We start from the raw sequence: 24668 nt of genomic DNA on the forward strand, positions 1-24668 counted from the left end.
CCATCAACAAGGCAAACTGGCGGGGAGCAAGAACCCGGCAGGACCGAAGGGGCCGCACGGCGGCTTACGCACCACCGCGGGCGGGCAGACCCGCGACCGGCAGGATTGGGAACGGCAGGGCGGCAGGGGGAGCGATGGTCGATGTACCGCGAGTACCGGAGCAGCGGCGTCCGGCCTCGGGGAACACCCCCGGGGAGCGGACCGAGGGGCACCCCCCCGAGGTCCCGACGTCGCGCTTCAGCGTGCTCGGACCGGTGCGCGCGTGGCACGGCCCGGATCAGCTCAACACCGGCTCCCCGCAGCAGAGGGCGCTGCTCGCGGCCCTCCTGCTGCGCGACGGCCGCACGGCCACGGCCTCGGAGCTGATCGACGCCCTCTGGGGCGAAGAGCCGCCGTCCCAGGCACTGGCAGCGGTACGTACGTACGCGTCCCGGCTCCGCAAGGTGCTGCCGCCCGGTGTCCTGGTCAGCGAGTCCGGGGGCTATGCGGTCCAGGTCGCGGACGGCGCGCTGGACCTGGCCCTGGCGGAGGATCTCTGGTCGGCGGCGGAGAAGGCCCGCAGCACGGGCGACCTCTGCCAGGCGCGGACGCTGGTGAACAAGGCGCTCGGCCTGTGGGACGGCGAACCCCTCGCCAACGTCCCGGGGCCCTACGCGGACACGCAGCGCACCCGCCTCGGCGAATGGCGCCTGCAGCTCGTCGAGACCCGCCTCGACATGGACCTGGAGCAGGGCTGCCACGCGGAGGCGGTCTCCGAGCTGACCGCGCTGACCGCGGCGCACCCGCTGCGGGAGCGCCTGCGGGAGCTGCTGATGCTGGCGCTGTACCGCAGCGGACGCCAGGCGGAGGCCCTGGCCGTCTACGCGGACACCCGCCGCCTGCTCGCCGACGAGCTCGGCGTCGACCCGAGGCCCGGCCTCAAGGAGCTCCAGCAGCGCATCCTCCAGGCCGACCCCGGCCTCGCGGAGCCCTCGGTGCCCTCGCAGGAACCGGCCACGACGGTGGTGCGCCCGGCGCAGCTCCCCGCGACGGTCCCCGACTTCACGGGCCGCGCGTCCTTCGTGGACGAGCTGGGCGACATCCTGTCGACCGCTGAAGGCCGCGTGATGGCGGTCTCGGCGCTGGCAGGCATCGGCGGCGTCGGCAAGACGACCCTGGCCGTCCACGTCGCCCATGTCGCGCGCGCCCACTTCCCTGACGGCCAGCTGTACGTGGACCTGCAAGGCGCTGGCGCGCGGGTGGCCGAGCCGGAGACGGTCCTCGGCGCCTTCCTGCGTGCCCTCGGCACGGCCGACTCGGCGATCCCGGACTCCCTGGAGGAGCGGGCGGCCCTGTACCGCTCGGTCCTCGACGGGCGGCGGGTCCTCGTCCTCCTGGACAACGCGCGCGACGCGGCCCAGGTCCGTCCGCTGCTGCCCGGCATGGAGGGCTGCGCGGCCCTGGTCACCAGCCGCGTCCGCATGGTCGACCTGGCGGGCGCGCACCTGGTGGACCTGGACGTGATGTCCCCCGAGGAGGCCCTTCTCCTCTTCACCCGCATCGTCGGCGAGGAGCGGGTCACCTCGGAGCGCGAGGCCGCCCTCGACGTGGTGGCGGCGTGCGGTTTCCTGCCGCTCGCCATCCGCATCGCGGCCTCCCGGCTGGCGGCCCGCCGCACCTGGACGGTCTCCACGCTCGCGGCGAAGCTGGCGGACGAGCGGCGCCGCCTCGACGAGCTCCAGGCGGGCGACCTCGCGGTCAAGGCGACGTTCGAGCTGGGGTACGGCCAGTTGGAGCCCGCCCAGGCCCGCGCGTTCCGCCTCCTCGGCCTCGCGGACGGCCCCGACCTGTCCCTCGCGGCAGCCGCGGCGGTCCTCGACCTCTCCCTGGACGAGACGGAAGACGTCCTGGAGTCCCTGGTCGACACGTCCCTGGTCGAATCCGCGGCCCCCGGCCGCTACCGCTACCACGACCTCGTCCGCCTCTACGCGCGTGCCTGCGCCGAACGCGACGAGCAGCCCCCCGGCGAACGGGACGCGGCGCTCTCCCGCCTCCTGGACTTCTACCTGGCCTCCGCGGCCCGGGTCTACGCGATCGAACGCCCCGGCGACCGCACGGTGGACCACCTGGAGCGCACGGAACACGCGGGCCAGGACTTCAGCGACGACACGAAGGCGCTGGACTGGCTGCACTCCGAGGCGGCGTGCATCTTGGCGTGCGTGCAGCAGTCTTTGGGGGCGGGGATGTTGCGGCGGGCCGTCTCGCTGCTGCTGGCCTCCAAAGACCTGGCCGAGTCCGGCGCCAGCTCGCTGCGGTACGAGTTGGCCACCTGCGCCGCGCGCGACGCGGCCGCCGCGCTGGGGGACTCCCTCGCCGAGGGCCAGTCCAGGGTCGCGCTCGCCCAAGTGCTCAGCAAGGTGGGTCACTTCGAGAAGGCGTCGGAGGAACTGGCTCGCGGTGTGGAGCTCGGCTCCGTCTCCAAGGACCCGTGGACCACGGGCAACGCGTTGAACGAGCAGGGGATCATCGCGTACTGCGTCAACCAGCAGGCCGCGAGCGAGGCCTATCTGCTCAAGGCCATCGAAGAGTTCCGCGCGGACGCCAACCGGGCCGGCGAAGCCAGTGCCCTGTGCAATCTGTCGCGCGTGCTCGCCGCGAACGGCCGGACGTCGAAGGCCATCGAGCTCGCCCGTCAGGGCATGTCGATCTACGACGACCTGGGCTACAACTTCCGGCTCGCCAACGCGCGGAGCGCGCTGGGTATCGCCCTCAGTGACGCCGGGCATCACACCGAAGCACTCGTGGAGCTCAACGAAGCCTTGCGGGTGTTCGCCGAAGTCCGTCAGCGCCTGTGGGAGGGGACGACGCACTTCCGGATCGCCCAGGTCCATCTCTCGGCCCGGCGCCCGGCCCAGGCTGCCCAGCACGCGGAGCAAGCGCTCAGCACCGGCTGTGTCGGCGGGGACTGGATGCGTGCCAATGTTCTGACACTTTTGGGCAGGTCTCTCGACACCATCGGGCAGGTCGACCGGGCACGAGCCTGCTGGCGCGAGGCCCTGACCATTCACGACAGTGCCCGTGCGCCCGAAGCCGAAGAAGTCAGGGCACTCCTGTCGCCGGTGGCCGCCGCCTGAGGCTTCCGCGCCCGCCCGAGGCGTTCATCGAACGTTTATGGCCGACTGCCACTCTCTACTCAACGATCCGTCGCGTCGGGGGGCAGACGGGTCGCACTGGGCCCCACAGATAGGGTGAGCGGCCCTGGAACGCCCGTTCGGCGACCCTCGGGGGAGTTGCCGAACGGGCGTTCTGCCCCAGCGAACCGTCAACCTCAGGAGGTTGTCCGCCATGAGCGACGCCACGTCGAACGAGAACATCACCACCATGGGCGACGGCCACATTCCCGCCCCGCCGAAGGACGGAAAGGTCGCCCCCAAGCACGACGGGCACATTCCCGCCCCTCCGAAGGACGGCGGCGCCACCACCCAGAGCGATGGGCACATCCCCGCGCCGCCGGCCAAGGACGCCTAAGAACTTTCTTCCCGACGGGGGTCGGCCGCGGCGGCGCGGAGGGGGAGCCGTCGCGGCCGACGCATGTCCGGGCTGGAAAAGGGCAAAAGGTGCAGCATATGGTGCCGCGCCCGAGCGATCAGCGGAATCGAACATTCAACCGCACCCCTCGCTAGGGTCATACGGCGTTGGATGTCCGCCTCTTCAGAGGAGCTGGAATGACACGCACCAAGAAGATCTTCGTCGCCTTGGCCATAGCAGCCGCGACCGCAGGCGCCACGGCGTCACCGGCACTTGCCGACAGCCATATACCGGCTCCGCCGCAGGACGGCCACACCGCCTCCATCCTGGGTGACAGCCACATCCCGGCTCCGCCCACGGACTGACGCGTCCGGGCCGCCCGCGGTCCGCGCGACGGGCGGCCGCCGCCGAGGCGTGGGGCGCCGGTATCGGCGGCGGCCGCGTGTGCGCGCCGGCGCAGCGGCTCCCCTCCACGTACCGGCGCACACGCGCCCTCACGGCACCGGGGCACGCGGGAGTGCACCCCGGTTGGACGGGCCGAAAGGGCATGGGCCGGAGCTGTGCGAGGTCGGCGCTACGGCTCCGGCCACCCACGGGCCGCTGGGACGACCCGGGATGTCGAGTGGATCGGGGCGCCACCATGGACCGGGGTGGGAGCCCGAATCGGTATCACTCCCCTGTCGAGAAGGGGTGAACTGCGGATCCGGGGTCCGGGGTCCTGGGACCGGAGAGCGGTTGGCGCTCGGGAGGAGTGCCGTCACGGGCTCTCCTCCCTTGTGAGGCTAGGCCCGACACGCGCCCGGCGGAACCCTGGGTGCTGCACCAGCGGTCCTGGGGCAGACCCCGTAGGGCGAACGGACGTTCGGGACGAGGCTCCCCCGGACGTTCGGCACGAGGCTCCCCGGACAGGCCCCGCGGACCATGCGGTACACATCACGCAGTCGTGGCAGAGTCATGCGCATGGCCAGCCCGACGGACATATCGACGAACACGCCGCCGCACATGCCGACGAACACGTCGACGTACGGAACGCATTGGAAGTACCGAAGGCCCCTCGCCGCCGCCGTCCTCCTGTGCGCCGCCACCGCCCTGACCGGCTGCGGCGACGAACGCCCCGGCACGGCATCGGCGTCCGCGCCCACCTCCGCGCCGCCCTCCGCGCCGCCCTCCGTGTCCACGTCCGCGTCCGCATCTGCGTCTACATCCGCATCCGAGTCCCCGGCCCCCGGCGCCTCCCCCTACGTGGAGCCCGGAGTGATCGACGGCGCGCCCCACAACCGCGAGAACAACGCCTACCGCCGCCCCGGCGAGATGTCCGTGTCCGGCGAGAGGGACGCGCACAGCGAGGTCGCCCGCATGGAGCCGGTCCTGAAGCGGCTCTGGAAGGCGAAGAAGTGGGACCCGGAGAGCGTGCGCGCCGAGCTCACCGGCAAGCTCGGGTACGAGGACCTGAAGCTGAGGGTCCAGGAGATGTACTCGACCGCCGAGGACGTCAGCGAGGGCCGCACGCCGGAAGGGGCGATGATCGGGCTCCACGTGGGCGAGGACGCCTGCGTGACCGGCCACGTCGACCGGGCCGGATACGGCGCCGAGGCGAACGGCCGCTTCCCGGAGACCGGCTGCATCCGCCCGCCCACCGGACACTGAGCCGCACCGAACTGCCCGGGCCCCAGGCGTATTTCCGTGGACAACGACGCACCGCGCAGCGAATAGTGCCGCCCATGACTTCTCTCGTACGCCATCTCACGTTCGACGCCCACGACGCCTACCGCCAGGCCACCTTCTGGGCCGAGGTCCTCGACGGGAAGCTCGCCGACGACGACTTCCCCGGTGACCCGGAGGCCCTGGTGACGGCCGACGGCATCGCCCTGCTCTTCGTGACCGTGCCGGACGCCAAGTCCGTCAAGAACCGGCTGCACATCGACCTCCAGCCGCAGGACCGCACCCGCGACGAGGAGGTCGAGCGGCTCCTCGGCGTCGGCGCGAAGCTGCACGAGGACCACCGGCGGCCGAACGGCCGGGGCTGGGTCACCCTCACCGACCTGGAGGGCAACGAGTTCTGCGTGGAGCTCAGCGGAGCCGAGCGGACCGCCCTGACCCAGCAGACCTGAGCCCGGCAGGGAGCGGCCCCCAGCAGGGAGCGGCCCCCAGCAGGGAGCGGAGCCCGGCAGGGAAGCACGGAAGAGGGACCTGGCCGGGGGCTGCTAACCGCGGCCCCGCAGCTCCCCCTTGACCACCTTCCCGCTCGCGTTCCGCGGCAGCTCCGCCACGAACTCGACGCTCCTCGGCACCTTGTAGTTCGCCATCTCCCGCCGCGCCCACGCGATCAGGTCGTCCGCGGTGACCACGGCCCCGCGGCGCCGCACCACGTACGCCCTGCCGACCTCGCCGAGCCGCGGATCGGGTACGCCGATCACCGCGACGTCGGCCACGTCGGGATGGACGCCGAGGAGCTGCTCTATCTCGGCGGGGTAGGCGTTGAAGCCGCCGACGATGAACATGTCCTTGATCCGGTCCGTGATGCGGAGGTTGCCCTCCGTGTCGAGGACGCCGACGTCACCCGTCCGCAGCCAGCCGTCCGGGGTCACGCACCGCTTCGTTCCCGCCGGATCCTCGAAGTAGCCCTGCATGACGTGATGGCCGCGGACGAGCACCTCGCCCGGGTGGCCCGGCGCGAGCGGCTCACCGGCGGGGGTCACCACCCGCACCTCCGTGTCGGGGATGGCGCGGCCCGACGTCGACGCGATCACGTCGGCCGGGTCGCCGCGGCGGCACATCGTGACGATGCCGCTCGCCTCCGAAAGTCCGTACGCCGTGAGGACGGTGGCGATGCGCAGCTCCGCCCGCAGCCGCTCCACCAGTTGCAGCGGCACCACCGCGGCGCCGGTCACCACCAGGCGCAGCGCGGAGAGGTCGTACTGGTCGCGGGAGGGGTGGTCCAGGAGCGACTGGTGCAGGGTGGGCGGGCCCGGCAGGACCGAGATGCGCTCCGACGCGACGTTGGCGAGGACCGTGTCCACGTTGAAGACGGGCTGCGGCACCATCGTCGCGCCCCGCATCAGGCACGCGATGATCCCGGCCTTGTAGCCGAAGGTGTGGAAGAACGGGTTCACGATCAGATAGCGGTCGCCCTCGCGCAGCCCGGCCAGGTCGGACCACACGTCGTAGCAGCGCAGGGTCTGCGCGTGGGTGATGACGGCGCCCTTGGGGCGGCCCGTCGTGCCCGAGGTGTAGATGATGTCGGAGGGCGCGGAGCCGTCGACGGAGGCCGCGCGCGTGCGGACCACGGCCGGGTCCACCGTGTCGCCGCTGGCCAGGAAGTCCTTCCAGGTGCGGAAGTCCTGCGGGGCGTCGTCGGCGAGCACGACCACCTGGTCCAGGTGCGGCAGCCCCGGCAGCGGCCCGTCCCCCGGCCCCTCGGCCGCGGCGCGGCGCAGCGAGGCGACGTACGAGGTGCCGAGGAACGTCCCCGTGACGAAGAGGATCCTGGCGCGGCTGCGGGCCAGGACGTACGCCGCCTCCGTGCCCTTGAAACGGGTGTTGAGGGGGACGAGGACCGCTCCGGCGCTGACGGCGCCGAGCGCGGAGACGATCCAGTCGAGGGTGTTCGGCGCCCAGACGGCGACGCGGTCGCCCGGCTCGACTCCGTTGGCCACACAGGCGGCCGCGGCGTGCTCCACGCGCTCGCCCAGTTCCGCATACGTGATGCGGGTGCGGCCCTCGACGACCGCCTCCCGCGAGCCGTACCGCCCGGCGGCCGCCCGCACCAGTCCCGGGATGCTGCCCCACTCCAGGTCGCCGCGCATCGCAAGCCCTTCCCACTAGCTGACTATCCGTCAGATTAGCTGTAGCCTGACGCGCTGTCAGCAGTGGTGACACGCTCGCGACAGGCGGAGGTGCCGTTGCCCATGGCTTCACTCAAGGACGCTACAGCGATAGTCGGGATCGGCCAGACCCCGTTCGCCAAACAACTCCCCAAGAGCGAGAAGGAGTTGGCGTGCAGGGCGATCGTCGCCGCCCTCGACGACGCAGGCATCGCGCCGTCCGAGGTCGACGCCTTCGCCTCGTACACGATGGAGGAGACCGACGAGGTCGAGGTCGCCAAGGCCGTCGGCGCGGGCGACGTGACCTTCTTCAGCAAGGTCGGCTACGGCGGCGGAGGCTCCTGCGCCACCGTCGCGCACCTCGCCTCGGCCATCGCGACCGGCCAGGCGAGCGTCGGCATCGCCTGGCGCTCCCGCAAACGCGGCAGCGGCCCCCGCCCCTGGAAGAACACCGCGGTCCAACTCCCCACGCCCGCCCAGTGGACGCGCCCCTACGGCCTGCTCCGCCCCGCCGACGAGATCGCGATGCTCGCGCGCCGCCACATGCACGAGTACGGCACGACCCGCGACCACCTCTTCAACGTCGCCCTCGCCTGCCGCAACCGCGCCAACCAGAACCCGGCCGCGATGATGTACGAGCGCCCGCTGACCCGCGACATGTATATGACGTCGCGCTGGATCAGCGAACCCCTCTGCCTCTTCGACAACTGCCTGGAGACGGACGGCGCGTTGGCGTGCGTGATCGTCTCCGCCGAGCGGGCACGCGACTGCCGACAGAAGCCGGTGTACGTCCACTCCGTCGCGCAGGGCCTGCCCTCCCAGCACCACGGCATGGTCAACTACTGGAACGACGACCCGCTCTCGGGCCCCGCCTGGACGGCGGCCCGACACCTGTGGAAGCAGGCGGACTTCGGCCCGCAGGACGTGGACGTCGCCCAGATCTACGACGCGTTCACCCCGCTCATCCCGCTCTCCCTGGAGGGCTACGGCTTCTGCGGCCGCGGCGAGGGCGGCGCGTTCACGGAGGGCGGCGCCCTGGAGAGCGGCGGTCGCCTCCCCATCAACACGGGCGGCGGCGGCCTCAGCGAGGCATACGTCCACGGCTTCAACCTCATCAACGAGGGCGTGAAGCAACTCCGGGGCACCAGCACGGCCCAGGTCCCGGACGCGGGGACGTGCCTGGTGACGGCGGGAGAGGGAGTCCCGACGTCAGCGATCCTGCTGAGGTCATGACGGCCCGCGCCCCTTCAACGGGGGCAGCGCTCCGTAAGGGGCGCGGGGCTGTGTCGATATGCGGCTCCGCCGCGTGAGCGCGAGCAACCACATCCGACCCGCACCCGCCAAAGGACACCCACATGGCAGACGCGACGGCACATTCAGAACCCCTCCTGACCCCCACCCCGGACGAAGACGGCGCCCCCTTCTGGAAGTACACCGCGGAGGGCGAACTCCGCATACAGGCATGCGCGCGGCCAAACTGCGCAGAGCTCCGCTTTCCGCCGAGGCCCTGCTGCCCCCACTGCCAGTCCTTCGACAGCACCTGGCGCAAGATGAGCGGACGAGGCCGCATCTGGTCCTACGTCTTCCCGCACCCCCCGCTCCTGCCCGCCTACGCCGAGCAGGCCCCGTACAACGCGATCGTCGTCGAGCTGGCCGACGCCCCGCGGATCCGTCTCGTCGGCAACCTCGTCGCGGCGCCCGACGCCCCGCTGAACTCCGTCGCCCCCGAGCGGCTGCGCATCGGCGCGAAGGTGCAGGTCGTCTTCGCGGACGTCGGCGGTGTCGTGGTCCCGCGGTGGATCCTGGAGCGCCCGTGACGTCCGCGGCCGCCCTGCGCACGGCGGTCGACAAGGACACGGGCGTCGCGGTCCTGACCCTGGACCGGCCCGAGCGGCACAACGCGATCGACGTGCGGACGGCCGAGCGGCTCGCGGAGACCTGGCGGCAGTTCCGCTTCGACGACACGGTCCGGGCCGTGGTGGTGACGGGCGCGGGCGAGCGGGCGTTCTGCACCGGCATCGACCGGGACGCGGACGTCCCCCAGCCCGGCTCCCCGTACATGATCGACGATCCGCTGATCGCGATCGGCCCGAAGGCCAACGACCTCTGGAAGCCGGTGATCGCCGCGGTCAACGGCATGGCGTGCGGCGGGGCCTTCTATCTTCTCGGGGAGGCCGAGTTCGTCGTGGCGGACGAGCACGCCACGTTCTTCGACCCGCACACCACGTACGGGATGGTCAGCGCGTACGAAACCATCCACATGGCGCAGCGCATGCCGTTCGGCGAGGTCGCGAGGATGGCGCTGATGGGCACGGCCGAGCGGGTCTCCGCCCGGCGCGCGTACGAGACGGGCCTGGTGTCCGAACTGACCGAGCCCGGCGGCGCGTTGGCGGCGGCCGTGCGCGCCGCCGAGACCATCGCCTCGTACCCCACGGAGGCGGTGCAGGGCACGGTGCGGGCGGTCTGGTCGGCGAAGGAGGCGGCCCGCACGCAGGCCCTGGCACACGCGCCCCATCTGATCGCCCTGGGCAACCTGCCGCCGGACCGGCAGGCGGAGCTGTTCATGCACCGCAGGAGCGGCGACTTCCGTACGAGGTGAACGGGGCCCGGGGGGGCAGGAGGCGGTCGCATGGCGGGCGTCACGCACTCGGCGTAGCGTCGATCTTGAGAGACGCGTACGGATGCGCTCAGCGAGTCGCGCGCACACGAGGAGGCCTCTGGATGGTCCGCAACGTCCTCGGGTCGATCCTCGCTCTCGCCGGAGCGACGGCCGCCGTCCGGAGCCCCTTCCAAGCCTGGTACGACGGCCGTCTCGGGCGTGACTTCCGCATCGGCGAGCTGTTCTCCGGCGCCGGGGTCACCGACACCGAGGCGGAACTCTTCGGCTCGCTCTTCCTGCCCTTCGTCTTCGCGGCGCTCCTGACACTGGTCGCCGTGGCCCTGAGATCGCGCCTGCTCGTGGCGTTCGCGGGCGTACTCGTGCTCGGCTTCACGGTGCTGTGGATGGTCCGCCAGGGCCAGGCGGAGGGCAGCCTCGCCGTCGCAGGCGACGGCTCGGGACTCGGCCAGGGGCTGCTGAGCAGCCTCGGGGGCGGGGTGGCGCTGCTGCTCGGCGCGGCGCTCATGACGGGACGGGCGCGCGGACGCCGTGCGGCGGCAGAACGGAATCCGGCTCCGGCAGACCCCGCACCCTACGACGCAGACCCCGCCTACGGCGGCGCACACCCGGCGGACACCTCCGACCCCCCGGCCTGGCAGCAGCCACCGGAGCGCTGAAGCCCCCCACAGCCCGCAGCCCCCGGCTACGGCCTCGGCGACGTCCCCGTACCCCGCTCCGCGTCCAGCGCGTACACACAGCGGTCCTTGCTGCACGCGTACACGACGCCGTCGCGCACCACGGGCGCCCCCGTGATCTCGCCGCCCGTCGCGAGCTTCCAGCGGAGGCGGCCGTCGTCCGCCTTCAGGGTGTACAGGAGGTGGTCCGTGGAGCCGAAGTGGATGCGCCGGTCGGCGACGACGGGTGCGCCGACGACCTCGCCGCCCGCCTGGAACCGCCACTTCGGCGTGCCCGTGACCGCGTCCAGGGTGTAGAGGCCCTTGCCACTGCCCACGTGGACGTGGCCGTCGGCGACGAGGACCGGCTCGATGGAAGAGCGGGACTCGGTGGCGATGCGCCAGCGGTCGCGGCCGTCGGTCGCGTCGAGGGCGTACACCGTGCCGAGGTAGTCGGCGAGGTACACGCCGCCGCCCGTCACCGCGGGCCCGGGGGCGAAGGCGGGCGGGCAGAGGAAGGCGGCGGGCGCCTCGAAGTGCCAGCGGACGTGCCCGCCCGCCACGTCGATCGCGAGGACCCGGCTGCCCGCGGCCACGTACACGTACCCGTCCTGCGCCTGGGTGAGCCGGACCGGCACGCCCCCGCAGGAGGCCGCGTCGCCCACGGGGTACGACCAGCGTTCCTCGCCGGTGCGGGCCTCCAGGGCGCGCAGCCTGGCGTCCTTCCAGACGTAGACCGTGCCGTCGAACACGGCGGGCCCGGCCTCCGGCGTCTCGAAGTCGGTCTGCGCGCCGGTGATCTCCCAGAGCTTCTCGCCGTTGGCGGCCTCCCACGCCTGGACGCCACCGCCACGGGTGCCCGTGACGACCGTGCCCCGGTCGGCCTGGAGGGAGTACACCCAGGCGTCCGTCGGCAGCCGCCAGAGGTCGGAGCCCTCGGCGCCGTCCAGGGCGTAGATCGTGGGCCCGTCGGAGGCGTGGATGCGGCCGTCGGCCACCGCCATGGACCAGGCGACGTCCCGGGTCTTGAAGCTGCGGCGGCCCGTGCCGACGTCCAGGGCGTGGACCTCGAAGGACGTGACGTAGACCAGGTTTCCCGCGACGGCGGGGGTGCCCCAGACGTCGTTGGACATGCGGAACCGCCAGGGCCGCCAGGAGGAGGCTCCCGCGTCGGGTGCCGGGGCGGGCGCGGGCACCGCGGCGGCGGCCGGGTCGACTCCGTTGCCCGCGGCGCGGTGGGCCGACGACCGGGACCAGGAACCGGCGAGCCCGGGATCGGCGGGCACGGCGGCGGAGCGCTGTCCTGCCACCCGCGGCCCGGGACCGATCGGCACCTTCGCTCCGGCGAGCCGCACGGGCCCGGCGTCGGGCGTGACCGAGAAGGGCTGGGACGGCTGGTGCGGCGGCTGCGGCGGGGGCGGCGGCGCGGTGACGGGCGCGGCGGGGGCGGCGGCCCGGCCGCCGCTGCGGCCCGCTGCGGCGGGGACCCTGGCGGGCGGGCGGCCGCCCCTGCGGGCCTCGATGAGCGCGACGGCGCGCTCCGGCAGCCAGGCGGACGCCGTGCCGCTGTCGTCGTTGTCGGCGCTCTCGGAGGCGAAGAGGTGCGGGGCGAGCTGGGCCTGGAGGTCGCCGGGGGTGGGCCGCATGGTGGCGTCCATCTGCATGCAGGACTCGATGAGCGGGCGCAGCTCGGCAGGCAGCCCTTCGAGGTCGGGGCCCTCCCTGAGCAGCATGAAGACCGTCTCGACGGGGTTGGCGCCGTGGAACGGCGCGTGCCCGGTGGCGGCGAAGACGAGGGTGGAGCCGAGCGAGAAGACGTCGCTCGCGCCGGTCACGCTGCGCGAGTCCTTGGCCTGCTCGGGCGACATGTACGCGGGCGTGCCCACGGCGACGTTCGTCATGGTCAGCCGGGTGTTGGAGACGCCGGACGCGATGCCGAAGTCGATCACGCGCGGCCCGTCCTCGACGACGAGGACGTTGGACGGCTTGAGGTCACGGTGGACCAGGCCCGCGCCGTGGATGGACTCCAGGGCCTCGGCCACGCCTGCCGCCAGCCAGCGCACCGCCTGGGTGGGCAGCGGCCCGTGTTCATTCACTATTTCTTCGAGGGAGGGCGCGGGGACGTACGCCGTGGCGAGCCAGGGCACGGCGGCCCGCGGATCGGCGTCCACCACAGCGGCCGTGTAGAAACCGGACACGGCGCGGGCCGCCTCGACCTCGCGCGTGAAGCGGACACGGAACAGCTGGTCCTCGGCGAGCTCGGTCCGCACCGTCTTGATCGCCACGCGCCGTCCCGACGCGGAGCGCGCGAGATAGACCAGGCCCATGCCACCGGCGCCCAGCCTGCCGAGGACCTCGAACGGGCCGATCCGCCTCGGATCGTGCTGCGTCAGCTGATCCACCACTTGCCCTGCCACCTCCCCGTACGCGGCCGCCGAAGAAGACAGCCCCGTGCAGCGTCTCACCACCGAGCCGCTACGGCGGCACGCACCCTGATTCTTCCTGTCCGAGGCGACGGTTGCGAACCCGGGGCGGGATCGGGGTGTCTACGGACAAAACACCGCCCCCTGGGCCGCTCAGCCCTGGAGGACCGCGAACGTAGCCCCTTGATTGTCCGTGAACACCGCGATCCGGCCGTACGGGGTGTCGGTCGGCGGGGCCTGTACGCGGCCGCCGAGCCGGGTCACCGTGGCGGCGCTCGCGTCGGTGTCGGTGACGTTGAAGTAGACGAGGAAGTGCGCGGGCATGCGCGCGGGAACGTACCGGCCGGAGAGGGGGGCGGCCGAGGCGGGGGCGGCCGGGTCGGGCCCCGGCAGCAGGCTGCGGCCGCCGATCGCCGTGTCCGGTCCCGGCTCGGTGCCCGCGGGGGACCAGATCCGGAAGTCCTCGCCGTCGAGGTCGAGGTCGAGGCCGCCGTATCCGAAGACGCGCTCGTAGAACGGGTCGACCAGCGCCTTGTCCCGTGAGTACACCTCGGTCCAGCAGTACGACCCTGGCTTCCGCTGCTTCCCGAAGCCCCGGTGCGTGCCGCCCTGCCAGAGCCCGAAGACGGCGCCCTCGGGGTCGGCGGCGAGCCCCATCGACCCGAAGGGCCCCACCGGCATGACCTCCGTGATCATGGAGCCGCCCGCGCCCCTGACGCGCTCGGCCAGCGCGGCGGCGTCCGGACTCGCCAGATACACCGTCCATACGGTGGGCATGCGGCCGTCGGCCTTGGGGGCGAGCGCGGCGACGGGGAGGCCGTCGCTGTAGGCCTGGGCGTAGCGCCCGTACTCCGAGCCGACGCCAGTGCCCGTACCGGCGTCGAAAGTCCACCCGAAGAGCTCACCGTAGAACCGCTTGCCGCCCTCGACGTCGGGCAGCATGGCGTCGACCCAGCAGGGCACGCCCTCCGCGTATCCGCCCCCTGAGTCCCGCTGCGCGTAGTCCATGCCAGTCAAGCTAGCCGCCCGCCCCGGTCCCCGCAGCGCAAAGATTCGAACGTCTGGCTGATTTTCATGGGGTGTGCGACGGGGTGCGCCGTCCGCCGCTCTCATGCGCCTCAACCCCATTTGCACTCGGCCGAATCGCGCTCCGATCACCCCTCGGTAAGCTGACGGCATGACAGGACAGGTACGTACCGTCGACGGCCGCGTGGCCGGTCGGCGCGGTCAGGCGACGCGTCAGAAGCTGCTCGACTGCCTCAGCGAGATGCTCAGCTCCTCGCCCTACCGGGACGTCAAAGTCATCGACGTCGCCCGGAAGGCGGGGACTTCACCCGCGACCTTCTACCAGTACTTCCCGGATGTCGAAGGCGCCGTCCTGGAAATCGCGGAGCAAATGGCCGCAGAGGGCGCCGAGTTGACCCAGCTGCTCGACGGGCGCTCGTGGGTCGGCAAGGCGGGGTGGCAGACCTCCCAGGACCTGGTGGACGGCTTCCTCGACTTCTGGCGCAAGAACGACGCGATCCTCCGGGTCGTCGATCTGGGCGCCGCGGAGGGCGACAAGCGCTTCTACAAAATCAGGATGAAGATCCTCAACTCGGTCAACAACTCCCTTACGGACACCGTCAAGGAGCTCCAGGCCAAGGGCAAGGTCGACAAGGACGTCAGCCCGGCGGCGATGGCGGGCTCCCTGGTCGCGATGCTCGCGGCGGTCGCCTCCCACCAGCGGGGCTTCCAGACGTGGGGCGTGAAGCAGGCCGAACTGAAGCCGAACCTGGCGATGTTGGTACATCTGGGAGTAACCGGAAAGAAGCCGACAAAGTAGTTTCCGGCTCTTTTCTCCCGGTCCTGTCAGCCCGACGGCGGATCACCTCGGTGATCCGCCGTTGTGGTCGGGACACCCGGCCCGGTGGGACACCCGGCGCGGTCCGGACACCCGGCGCGGTCCGGACACTCAGCGCGGTCCGGACACTCAGCGCCTGCGCTCCAGGCGGAACAACCGTATCTCCCGCTCCACACGGGCCTGGTACGCGGCATACGGCGGCCAGAACCTCAGCGCCGCCGCCCAGACCTCGGCCCGCTCGGCCCCCGACAGGAGCCGTGCCCGCACCGGGATGTCGGCGCCCCGCCAGTTCACCTCGGCCTCGGGCCCCGCGATCAGGTTGGCGGTCCACGCGGGGTGGCCGGGACGCCCGAAGTTCGACCCGACGAGCACCCAGCTCTCGCCACCCTCCTCCGGCATGCAGGCCAGCGGCGTCCGCCTCGGCACCCCGCTCTTCGCGCCCCGCACGGTCAGGATGACGCCGGGCAGCATCCGCGCGCTGGGCAGCACCTTGCCCCGGGTCAGCCGGTGCACGGTCCGGTCCATGGCGGGGATGAAGTGCGGCGCGACCCTGGCGAAGGCGCGGGTGGACGACACCTTCTGCACCAGCCGCAGCCCGACCGCCATCAGCGGACCTTCCCGACCGACGCCGCCTCGGACTCCGTCTCGGCCTCCTTCTCGGACTCCTTCTCGGGCGGTGTTTCCTCGACCGGCGCCTCCTCGAACAGCCCCGCCCGCTCCGCCGCCCGCGCCCGCAGCCGGTGCACAGGACCGAACAGGAGGTCGTCGCCGGACGCCCGCTTGAAGTACAGGTGCGCCTCGTGCTCCCAGGTGAAGCCGATGCCGCCGTGCAGCTGCACCGCTTCGGACGCGGCGGTCCGCAGCGCGTCGAGCCCCTGCGCGAGCGCGAGCCCACCGGCCCGCTCGGCGCCCTGCCCGCCGAACCCGGCGGCCTTCGCGCCCGCGGCCCACGCCGCGTAGTAGGCGGCCGACCGCGCCGCCTGCACCTGTACGTACACGTCGGCCAGGCGGTGCTTCACCGCCTGGAAGGAGCCGATCGCGCGGCCGAACTGCTCGCGCTGCTGCACGTACTCGACCGTCCGCTCCAGAGCGCGCTCCGCGGCACCGACCGCCTCCGCGGCGACGACGGTGGCCACGACGTCCCCCACGGCGCCGAGCGCGGCGGGCACATCGGCGTCGTCGGCGCCCAGCAGCTCCGCCGCCACGTCGCGCAGCTCGACGCGGGCCTGTGTGCGGGTCTCGTCCAGGGCGGTCTGCCGGGCCCGCACCATGCCGGGCGCCCCCTCCCGTACGAGGAAGAGGAGCGTGCGGGACCGGGCGAACCCGCCCGCGTGCGCGGCGACCACGAGCAGCCCCGCGCTGTGCCCGTCGATGACCTGCTCGGCCTGCCCGTACAGCCGCCACACCCCGTCGGAGAGCCGCGCCTGCACACCGCCCGCGCGGCCGCCGCCCGCCCAGTCGCCCCGGTTGTCCCCGACGAGCCCGAGCGCCGTGGCGAGCCCGGTGCCGGGGACGGCGAGGGCGGCGCTCAGCTCACCCGCGGCGATGCGGGGCAGATGGGCGGCGCGCTGTTCCTCGGTGCCGAGGGCGAGGATGAGCGGGGCGGCGAGCACGGCGGTGGCGAGGAGCGGGGTGGGCGCGAGGGCGCGGCCCAGCTCCTCCACGCCGAGGGCGAGTTCCGCGGCCGTGCAGCCCGCGCCGCCGTAGCTCTCCGGAAGTGCGAGTCCGGGCAGCCCGAGCTGTTCGGCGAGGGCGGTCCACAGGGCGGTGTCGTGGCCGTCCGGCGTGCGCACGGCCGCCTTGACCTCGTCGGGCCCGCACCGCTTGGTGATCACTTCGCGAAGAGTGCGGCGGATCTCGCCCTGCTCCGCGCTGAAGGCGGCGTCCATCGGCAGGCTCCTCCCCCGGGCACGGAGACCCGGCCCAAATCTGACGGGCCGTCATGCTAGGGCGGCGGCGGCGATATGCACAGAGCGGTGACGTGACGCGACGACCTCACGCAGCGACGTCACGCGAAGGCGGCGCACACCCTCTCCCGGGAACCGGCATCTGATGTACCGTCAGATTCATGCCAACTGCCGTCCCCAGCAACACGATCCGTACCCGAACCGCCACGCCCACCGTGCCCGCCGCGCCCCGCAAGGTCGCCGTCGTCGGTGTGGCGCTCTCGGACTGCGGCCGGGTCGACGAGGCCACGCCCCACGCGCTGCACGCCCAGGCCGCGCGCCGCGCGCTCGCCGACTCCGGGCTCGGCCGCGACGTCATCGACGGCATCGCGTCGGCGGGCCTCGGCACGCTGGCGCCGGTGGAGGTCGCCGAGTACCTCGGCCTCAAGCCCCGCTGGGTGGACTCGACCTCGGTCGGCGGCGCCACCTGGGAGGTCATGGCCGCGCACGCGGCGGACGCGATAGCCGCGGGGCGGGCGAACGCCGTGCTCCTGGTCTACGGCTCCACCGCCCGCGCCGACATCAAGGCCAGGCGCCGCACCTCGAACCTCTCGTTCGGCGCGCGGGGCCCACTGCAGTTCGAGGTCCCGTACGGGCACTCCCTGATCGCCAAGTACGCGATGGCCGCGCGCCGCCACATGCACGAGTACGGCACGACGCTGGAGCAGCTCGCCTCCGTCGCCGTGCAGGCGCGGGCCAACGCCGCGACCAATCCCGACGCGATGTTCCGCGACCCGATCACGGTCGACGAGGTGCTCGAAGGACCGATGATCGCGGACCCCTTCACCAAGCTGCACTGCTGCATACGTTCCGACGGCGGCTGCGCGGTCCTGCTCGCCGCGGAGGAGTACGTGCAGGACTGCGCCTCCGCCCCGGTCTGGGTGCTCGGCGCGGGCGAGCACGTCTCGCACACGACGATGTCCGAGTGGGACGACTTCACGGTCTCCCCGGCGGCGGTCAGCGGCCGCCTGGCCTTCGAGCGCGCGGGGGTGCGGCCCGCGGACATCGACATCGCGGAGATCTACGACGCCTTCACTTACATGACCCTGGTGACCCTGGAGGACCTCGGCTTCTGCGCGAAGGGGGAGGGCGGTGCCTTCGTGGAGAAGGGCCGCCTGCTGCGGGACGGCGAACTGCCGACCAACACGGACGGCGGCGGCCTGTCGGCCCAGCACCCCGGGATGCGGGGCCTGTTCCTGCTGGTGGAGGCGGTACGACAGCTGCGGGGCGCGGCGGGCGAGGGCCAGGTCAGACGCCCCGACGGCACGCTGCCGGAGCTGGCGGTGGCTTCAGGGACGGGCGGCTGGTTCTGCTCTTCGGGGACGGTGGTGCTGGGGCGGGGGTAAGGGCCCCGGCACCGCGGACCGGCGACAATCACCGCAGGCGGACCAGCGACAATCACCGCATGACGACACCAGACCCGCGCCCCGCCACGGCGTCCTCCACGTCCTCAGCGTCCTCAGCGTCCTCCACTCCGACCGAGTTCCAGAAACTGCTGAGGGCCCAGCGGGTCTGGGACGTCGACCTGCCCGCCTTCGACCCGACGGCCGACGCGCCCTCCGCACCGCTCCCCCTGTTCCACGAATGGTTCGCGTCGGCGGTGGCGGCCGGGCAGCCCGAGCCGCACACCATGGGCCTGGCGACGGTCGCGGAGGACGGCGGGCCCGACGTGCGGACCGTGATGCTGCACGACGCGGACGGCCACGGCTGGCACTTCGCCTCGCACGCGAGCAGCAGGAAGGGCCGCCAGCTCGCGGCCCGCCCGGAAGCCGCCCTGCACTTCTACTGGCCGACACAGGGCCGCCAGATCCGGCTCAAGGGCCGGGTCACCACGGCACCGCACACCGAGAGCCTCGCCGACCTGCACGCCCGCTCGACCGGCGCCCTGGCCGCGGCGCTGGTCGGCCGCCAGAGCGAAGTCCTCGACACGTACGAGGAGTTGGAGCGCTCGTCCGCGGCGGCCTGGGAGCGCGCGCAGGCGGAGCCGGACGCGGACTCCCCGACGTGGACGCTGTACGTCCTGGACCCGGCGGAGGTGGAGTTCTTCCAGGGCGACGCCCTGCGCCGCCACGTACGGCTGCGATACCGCAGGGCGGACGACGGCAACTGGACCAGGGAGCTGCTGTGGCCGTGACGGTCACGGGACGGACGACCGTGGAGCCCTCCTACCTGAAGCTGAAGCCCTACTGCCCGAACTCCCACTGCGCGTAGTCCCCGACAGGCCGGTACCCGATGCGCTGGTAGAGCCCGTTGCTCGTCGGGTTGGCCAGGTCCGTGAAGAGCAGGACCTCCGACGCGCCCGCGTCGAGCGCGGCGCGGGTGACCGCGGCGGTGGCGGCGCCTCCGTATCCGCGGCCGCGGTAGGCGGCAGGGGTGTAGACGGGGGTGACGCGGACCTGGCCCGCGATGCGGCGGGTGACGCCCGCCATCGCGACCGGCGTGCCGTCGGGGGCCTCCCACAGGGTGACCCCTCCGTAGGCGATACGGGAGTCGGCCCACGCGCCCGGCTCCATCCCGGAGCGCTCACCGACGGCCTCGCCGAACTCGTCGTGCCAGCGGGCCAACAGGCCCCGGTCCGCCGCGGTGGCCACGCGGGCGCGACCGGCCGGTGCGGGCCCCGGCGGGGTGAGGGTGCCGAGCCGGTACAGGCGTTGGCGGGTGCCGAGGGTGGCACCGGCTCCGGTGCGCTCCCCCCAAGCGCGGGCGAACGCTTCCGCGGTGGCGCGCTCGGAGACGACCCCGGGCAGGTCCGGGGCGACCTCGGCGAGCTGCCGGGCGAGGGCTTCGGCGGCCTCGGGCGCGACGGGGCCGACGACGACCCGGCGCGGAGGGGTCTGGACGAAGATTCCCCGTACGGCGCCGTCGGCGCCGTCGGCGCCGTCGTACGTCCCGAAGAGGGGCACCCCGTCGCCGTACGTCTGAAGCCCGCGCACCCGCAGGTTCTCCAGGACGCTGAGCAGAACGGTGTGCGGGGCGGGCTCGGAGCGCAGGAACTCCTCGGCGCGGGCGAGGAACCCGTCGAGGTCGGCGGTCAGCTGCCAGGCGGGGTGTTCCGTGGGCGCGTTGGGCATGGACCATCATCCCCCGGGCCGGAACACCGCGACCGCCACCCCTTCCGCCGCCTCCCGGAACGTCACCTCCACCGGCATCCCGACCCGCAGTGCGCCTTCCTCGCAGTCGACGACCTCCGTCATCATGCGCGGGCCCTCGGCGAGGTCGACGACCGCGGCGACGTAGGGGACGCGGCTGCCGAACGGCGGCAGGTCGTTGCGGTGCACGACCGACCACGTGTAGAGCGTGGCCCTGCCGCTCGCCTGCTCCCAGGTGACGTCCTCGCTCCAGCAGCGCGGGCAGAACTCGCGCGGGTAGTGATGGGCGACCCCGCACGCCCCGCAGCGGCGCACCAGCAACCGCCCTTCGGCGGCCGCGTCCCAGTAGGGCCGGGTGAAGGCATCGGCCTCGGGAAGGTCGAAGCGCGGCTCGGTGCGCTGTTCCGTGCTCATAAGAGGAGTCCGATCGCGTTGTCGGGGGCCGGGACGCAGGAACAGAAGCGACCGGGGCCAGGGAGGGGAGGAGGGAAGGGAAGGCAGAGCAGACAAGACAGCGGGAGCAAGGGGAAGGGAGGGAAAGAGAACCGGCCAAAGCCGCCCCGCGCCCCCGTCCGCCATCGGCCCTCCCGCCACCGACTCCCTCCACGCAACGACCGCCCCGCCCGCGGCCTACGGACCCGGGAGACCCTTCCCGCAGCCCCTCCGCCCCGGACCGGGGATCACACGTTTCCGGCGGTGACACACTCCTGACGGTACGTCAGTTCAACTCATGGGGCGCCGGATGCGCAAGAGTCGTACGCCCCGTACATCCCGTACACCCGTGATCAATTCGCAATCGCTTTCGGACTTGACCGTCACCCATCAAGTAATCGCGCGATTACTCTCCAGGCATGGCTGCCGACTCGACCCCTCCGCTTACGCTCGTGCAGGACCGCCCCGTGTACGTCATCGGCGGCGGCCCCGGCGGTCTCGCCGCCGCGGCGGCCCTGCGCGCACGCGGTGTCCGCGCGGTCGTCCTGGAGAAGGCCGACCACGTCGGCGCCTCCTGGCGCGGCCACTACGACCGCCTCCACCTGCACACGACCCGCCGCCTCTCCGCCCTGCCGGGGCTGTCCATCCCGCGGTCGTTCGGCCGCTGGGTGTCGCGCGACAACGTGGTCCGCTACCTGGAGAAGTACGCCGAGCACCACCAGCTCGACGTCGTCACCGGGGTCGAGGTGACCGGCCTTGAACGCACCGACGACGGCACCGGCTGGCTGCTGCGCGCCACCGGCGGGCGCGAGCTCACGGGCAGCGCGGTGGTGATCGCCACCGGCTACAACCACACGCCCCACCTCCCGGACTGGCCCGGCCGCGACACCTACACCGGCGAGCTCCTGCACGCCGCCGACTACCGCAACCCCGCCCCCTACACCGGCAAGGACATCCTGGTCGTCGGCGTCGGCAACACCGGCGCCGAGATCGCCGTCGACCTCGCCGAGGGCGGCGCAGCCCGGGTCCGCCTCGCGGTCCGCACCACCCCGCACATCGTGCGCCGCTCCACGGCGGGCTGGCCCGCGCAGCGCACCGGCATCCTGTGCCGGAGGCTGCCCGTCGCCCTGGTGGACCGGCTCGCGCGGCCGATCGCGAAGGTCGGCGTCCCCGACCTCACGGCGCAGGGGCTGCCGCGCCCCGACACCGGCCTGTACTCGCGCGCCAGGCAGGGCGCGATCCCGGTGCAGGACGTCGGACTGATCGACGCCGTGCGCAAGGGGCAGGTCGAGCCGGTCGCGGCCGTGGAGTCGTTCGAGGACGGGAAGGTCGCCCTCGCCGACGGCACCAGGATCGGCCCGGACGTCGTCATCGCGGCGACCGGCTACCGGCGCGCCCTCGAAGGACTCGTCGGCGACCTCGACGTCCTCGACGCCCGCGGCCGCCCGACCTCCCACGGCCCCCGCGCCCCGAAGCGGGCCCCCGGCCTGTACTTCACCGGCTACACGAACCCGATCAGCGGCATGCTCCGCGAACTGGCCCGGGACGCCGAGAAGATCGCCAAGGCCATAGCCACGCACTGACAGCCGTCGACGAACAGAACCGCCCCCTCCCGACCACCCCCTCTACCAACCCCCTTCTACCGATCAACCCCGGCCGATTCCCACCTAGGCAGCGAGCGGATTCTGCGCTTCCGTGGAGAGGCAGGACGATCGATCCACACCCGTTCCCACTCCACGACGCCGCCCGCGGCGCAAGGCTTTGCGTGCAGCCCCATTCCTGACACAGCGTCAGTTCAGTAATCTGACTATGCGTCAGTTAAGTGCTGTCACACAGGAGCGGGCGGACCGATGCTTGGATCGACTCACGGCACCTTCACCACCGACCCCCGCCGCGCCCATGTTGTGGCCTGCGGCGAACTCCCTCCCAACGCCGTCCACGGCAGGGCCGTCACGGCGGACGACCTCGACGTCAGCGGTCGGCCGTTGTACGCCGGCGTACCCGACCTCGACCGCTTCTTCCGCCCCGCCTCCGTCGCCGTCATCGGCGCTTCGGACGCCGAGGGGCGCCCCAACACCGGCATCACCCGACAGCTCATCGCCTGGGCCGAACGCGTCGGCGCACGTCTGCACCCCGTGCACCCCACCCGTCAGTCGGTCTTCGGCATCCCCTGCTTCCCTTCCGTCGCCGACCTGCCCGAACAGGTCGATCTGGCCGTGCTCCTGGTCGGCGACCCGCTGCCCGTCATCGAGCAGCTCGCCGAGGAGAAGGTGCGGTTCGCCGTCGCCTTCGCCTCCGGGTTCGCCGAGACCGGCGAGGAGGGCGCGGCCGCCCAGGAACGCCTCGCCGCCGCCGTCCGGCGCTCCGGCCTCAGGCTGCTCGGGCCGAACACCAACCTCAACGCCTTCGAGGAGTTCCGCGAGGACCTCGAAGGACCCGCCATCGCGCTGATCACCCAGTCCGGCCACCAGGGCCGCCCCGTCTTCACCATGCAGGAACTGGGCGTCCGCCTCTCCCACTGGGCACCCACCGGCAACGAGGCCGACCTGGAGACCTCCGACTTCATCTCCTACTTCGCCGAGCGTCCCGAGGTCGGCGCCATCGCCTGCTACGTCGAGGGCCTCAAGGACGGCCGCGCCTTCCTGCTCGCCGCCGACCGGGCGGCCCGCCGCGGGGTGCCCGTCGTCGCCGTGAAGGTCGGCCGCACCGAGACCGGCGCCCGCATGGCCGCCTCACACACCGGCAAGCTGACCGGAGCGGACACGGTGGTGGACGCCGCGATGCGGCAGTTCGGCGTGATCCGCGTCGACGGGCTCGACGAACTCCAGGACACCTCCGCGCTGTTGGCGCGGGCCCGTCCGCCGCAGGCCGACGGCGTCGTCGTCTATTCGATCTCGGGCGGCACGGGCGCGCACTTCTCGGACCTGGCGACCGAGGCCGGGCTCGGTCTGCCCACGCTCTCCGACGCCAAGCAGGCGGAGCTGCACCAGTGGATACCCGAGTACCTGAACGTCGCCAACCCCGTCGACAACGGCGGGCACCCCGTCGGCGACTGGCGCGGCCGCAAGATCATCGACGCGATCCTCGACGACCCTGAGGTGGGGGTGCTGATCTGTCCGATCACCGGCCCCTTCCCGCCGATGAGCGACAAGCTCGCGCAGGACCTGGTGGACGCGGCGGAGCAGACGGACAAGCTGGTGTGCGTGGTGTGGGGCTCGCCGGTCGGCACCGAGGACGCCTACCGCGAGACGCTCCTCGGCTCCTCGCGCGTCGCGACCTTCCGCACCTTCGCCAACTGCATCACGGCGGTGCGCGCCTATCTGGACCACCACCGCTTCACGACCGGCTACCGCTCCCCCTTCGACGAGGCGCCGCGCACCCCTTCCCCGTCCTTCCGCAAGGCCCAGGCCCTGATGCGGCCCGGCCAGCAGCTCAGCGAGCACGCGGCGAAGCAGCTGCTGCGCGCGTACGGGATCCGGGTGCCGCGGGAGCAGTTGGTGACCAGCGCGGCGGCGGCCGTCCGGGCGGCCGGGCTCGTCGGCTACCCGGTCGTGATGAAGGCCTCGGGGGCGCAGCTCGCGCACAAGACCGAGCTGGGCCTGGTGAAGATCGGGCTGACCTCGGCGAGCCAGGTGCGGGACGCCTATCGGGAGCTCACGGACATCGCCCGCTACGAGGGCGTCGCGCTGGACGGCATCCTGGTCTGCCAGATGGTCGAGCGGGGCGTCGAGATGGTCGTCGGCGTCACGCACGACTCGCTGTTCGGACCGACGGTGACGGTCGGTCTCGGCGGCGTACTCGTGGAGGTCCTGCGGGACGCGGCCGTGCGGGTGCCGCCCTTCGGGGAGGACCAGGCGAAGACGATGCTGTCCGAGCTGCGCGGGCGCGCCCTACTTGACGGGGTCAGGGGTGCGGCGCCCGCCGACATCGACGCGCTCGTCGAAGTCGTCCTCCGGGTGCAGCGGATGGCGCTGGAACTCGGGGACGAGCTCGCGGAGTTGGACATCAACCCGCTGATGGTGCTGCCGCGGGGGCAGGGGGCCGTCGCACTCGACGCGTTCGCCGTCTGCCGCTAGGGCCCTTCTGATGGATCTCCGCGGGGTCGCGACGCCCGGCACGCACTCCCCCTAGCTCTCGGCTGCGCTCGAGCAGGGGGGACCCCCATGCCGCACGGTGGAAAGGGACAGGTGGCTCCGCCACATGACCCTTTCCACCGCACGCCGATCGCACGCACCGGACGCCGCTCCTCCTCCCACGGAGATCCGTCAGAAGGGCCCTAGCCCGCCCCCGGCGATCCACGCCCGGCCCCGGAACCACAACGCGCGGCGCCA

Annotated in this window: 21 protein-coding genes; 14 read left to right on the forward strand and 7 right to left on the reverse strand. The window is 72.7% G+C overall.

Annotation, left to right across the window (positions count from 1 at the left end; genetic code table 11):
- Positions 1-134: 134 nt before the first annotated feature.
- The 5 genes from afsR to AC068B_RS17620 all read left to right on the forward strand — a co-directional run bounded on the left by afsR (position 135) and on the right by AC068B_RS17620 (position 5618).
- Entirely contained in the window at positions 135-3113 is a 2979-nt protein-coding gene (gene afsR / locus AC068B_RS17600) for an SARP-family global regulator AfsR (protein ID WP_478672427.1), read from the forward strand.
- A gap of 211 nt (positions 3114-3324) precedes the next feature.
- Positions 3325-3507, forward strand: a complete 183-nt coding sequence (locus AC068B_RS17605) for a sigma-like protein (RefSeq protein ID WP_478672428.1) — start codon at positions 3325-3327, stop codon at positions 3505-3507.
- 197 nt (positions 3508-3704) lie between these two features.
- A complete protein-coding gene (locus AC068B_RS17610; protein ID WP_478672429.1) occupies positions 3705-3872 on the forward strand; it encodes a hypothetical protein in 168 nt (55 codons plus the stop codon).
- An 889-nt stretch (positions 3873-4761) separates the two neighbouring features.
- Positions 4762-5154 (forward strand): hypothetical protein, encoded by a 393-nt coding sequence (locus tag AC068B_RS17615; protein ID WP_478672431.1) that lies wholly within the window; start codon positions 4762-4764, stop codon positions 5152-5154.
- Positions 5155-5228: 74 nt separating this feature from the next.
- Positions 5229-5618 (forward strand): VOC family protein, encoded by a 390-nt coding sequence (locus tag AC068B_RS17620; protein ID WP_478672432.1) that lies wholly within the window; start codon positions 5229-5231, stop codon positions 5616-5618.
- 93 nt (positions 5619-5711) lie between these two features.
- Here the strand turns inward: AC068B_RS17620 and AC068B_RS17625 are convergent, their stop codons facing one another.
- Positions 5712-7313, reverse strand: coding sequence for a FadD3 family acyl-CoA ligase (locus tag AC068B_RS17625; protein ID WP_478672433.1), 1602 nt, complete (start codon positions 7311-7313; stop codon positions 5712-5714).
- Positions 7314-7415: 102 nt separating this feature from the next.
- Between AC068B_RS17625 and AC068B_RS17630 the strand changes: the two genes are divergently transcribed.
- From AC068B_RS17630 to AC068B_RS17645, 4 genes are all read left to right on the forward strand, one after another.
- Positions 7416-8564 carry a lipid-transfer protein gene (locus AC068B_RS17630; RefSeq protein ID WP_478672434.1) on the forward strand — a complete coding sequence of 383 codons (1149 nt, stop codon included), beginning with the start codon at positions 7416-7418 and terminating at the stop codon, positions 8562-8564.
- A 122-nt stretch (positions 8565-8686) separates the two neighbouring features.
- Entirely contained in the window at positions 8687-9148 is a 462-nt protein-coding gene (locus AC068B_RS17635; RefSeq protein ID WP_478672436.1) for a Zn-ribbon domain-containing OB-fold protein, read from the forward strand.
- Positions 9145-9930, forward strand: a complete 786-nt coding sequence (locus tag AC068B_RS17640) for an enoyl-CoA hydratase/isomerase family protein (protein WP_478672437.1) — start codon at positions 9145-9147, stop codon at positions 9928-9930. The genes AC068B_RS17635 and AC068B_RS17640 overlap by 4 nt, the downstream gene beginning before the upstream one ends.
- 122 nt (positions 9931-10052) lie before the next feature.
- Positions 10053-10607: a hypothetical protein gene (locus AC068B_RS17645; protein ID WP_478672438.1), complete on the forward strand. Its 555-nt coding sequence runs from the start codon at positions 10053-10055 to the stop codon at positions 10605-10607.
- A 26-nt stretch (positions 10608-10633) separates the two neighbouring features.
- On the opposite strand, the gene afsK is transcribed toward AC068B_RS17645, so the two are convergent.
- Positions 10634-13009, reverse strand: a complete 2376-nt coding sequence (gene afsK / locus AC068B_RS17650) for a protein serine/threonine kinase AfsK (protein ID WP_478672439.1) — start codon at positions 13007-13009, stop codon at positions 10634-10636.
- Between the two features lie 171 nt (positions 13010-13180).
- On the reverse strand, positions 13181-14035 hold the full coding sequence (locus tag AC068B_RS17655; RefSeq protein WP_478672440.1) for a VOC family protein: 855 nt from the start codon (positions 14033-14035) through the stop codon (positions 13181-13183).
- A 169-nt stretch (positions 14036-14204) separates the two neighbouring features.
- Here AC068B_RS17655 and AC068B_RS17660 point away from each other — a divergent pair, with 169 nt between their 5' ends.
- The gene (locus AC068B_RS17660; RefSeq protein WP_356263500.1) at positions 14205-14852 is read left to right on the forward strand and encodes a TetR family transcriptional regulator; all 648 of its coding nucleotides are present in this window, start codon (positions 14205-14207) and stop codon (positions 14850-14852) included.
- A gap of 147 nt (positions 14853-14999) precedes the next feature.
- On the opposite strand, the gene AC068B_RS17665 is transcribed toward AC068B_RS17660, so the two are convergent.
- Together AC068B_RS17665 and AC068B_RS17670 are read right to left on the reverse strand one after the other, a co-directional pair.
- Positions 15000-15476: a nitroreductase family deazaflavin-dependent oxidoreductase gene (locus AC068B_RS17665; protein WP_478672441.1), complete on the reverse strand. Its 477-nt coding sequence runs from the start codon at positions 15474-15476 to the stop codon at positions 15000-15002.
- Positions 15476-16759, reverse strand: coding sequence for an acyl-CoA dehydrogenase family protein (locus AC068B_RS17670; protein WP_478672442.1), 1284 nt, complete (start codon positions 16757-16759; stop codon positions 15476-15478). The genes AC068B_RS17665 and AC068B_RS17670 overlap by 1 nt, the downstream gene beginning before the upstream one ends.
- 179 nt (positions 16760-16938) lie before the next feature.
- Between AC068B_RS17670 and AC068B_RS17675 the strand changes: the two genes are divergently transcribed.
- Positions 16939-18162 (forward strand): thiolase C-terminal domain-containing protein, encoded by a 1224-nt coding sequence (locus tag AC068B_RS17675; RefSeq protein WP_478672443.1) that lies wholly within the window; start codon positions 16939-16941, stop codon positions 18160-18162.
- Between the two features lie 59 nt (positions 18163-18221).
- Entirely contained in the window at positions 18222-18950 is a 729-nt protein-coding gene (locus tag AC068B_RS17680; RefSeq protein ID WP_478672444.1) for a pyridoxine/pyridoxamine 5'-phosphate oxidase, read from the forward strand.
- Between the two features lie 49 nt (positions 18951-18999).
- On the opposite strand, the gene AC068B_RS17685 is transcribed toward AC068B_RS17680, so the two are convergent.
- Both AC068B_RS17685 and AC068B_RS17690 read right to left on the reverse strand, forming a co-directional pair.
- Positions 19000-19887 carry a GNAT family N-acetyltransferase gene (locus AC068B_RS17685; protein WP_478672445.1) on the reverse strand — a complete coding sequence of 296 codons (888 nt, stop codon included), beginning with the start codon at positions 19885-19887 and terminating at the stop codon, positions 19000-19002.
- A 6-nt stretch (positions 19888-19893) separates the two neighbouring features.
- A complete protein-coding gene (locus AC068B_RS17690; protein ID WP_478672446.1) occupies positions 19894-20319 on the reverse strand; it encodes a Zn-ribbon domain-containing OB-fold protein in 426 nt (141 codons plus the stop codon).
- A gap of 437 nt (positions 20320-20756) precedes the next feature.
- Between AC068B_RS17690 and AC068B_RS17695 the strand changes: the two genes are divergently transcribed.
- The gene (locus tag AC068B_RS17695; RefSeq protein ID WP_478672447.1) at positions 20757-21920 is read left to right on the forward strand and encodes a flavin-containing monooxygenase; all 1164 of its coding nucleotides are present in this window, start codon (positions 20757-20759) and stop codon (positions 21918-21920) included.
- A 267-nt stretch (positions 21921-22187) separates the two neighbouring features.
- A complete protein-coding gene (locus AC068B_RS17700) occupies positions 22188-24413 on the forward strand; it encodes an acetate--CoA ligase family protein (RefSeq protein WP_478672448.1) in 2226 nt (741 codons plus the stop codon).
- Positions 24414-24668: the final 255 nt, after the last annotated feature.

The sequence above is a fragment of the Streptomyces sp. NPDC042371 genome, from assembly GCF_056437465.1.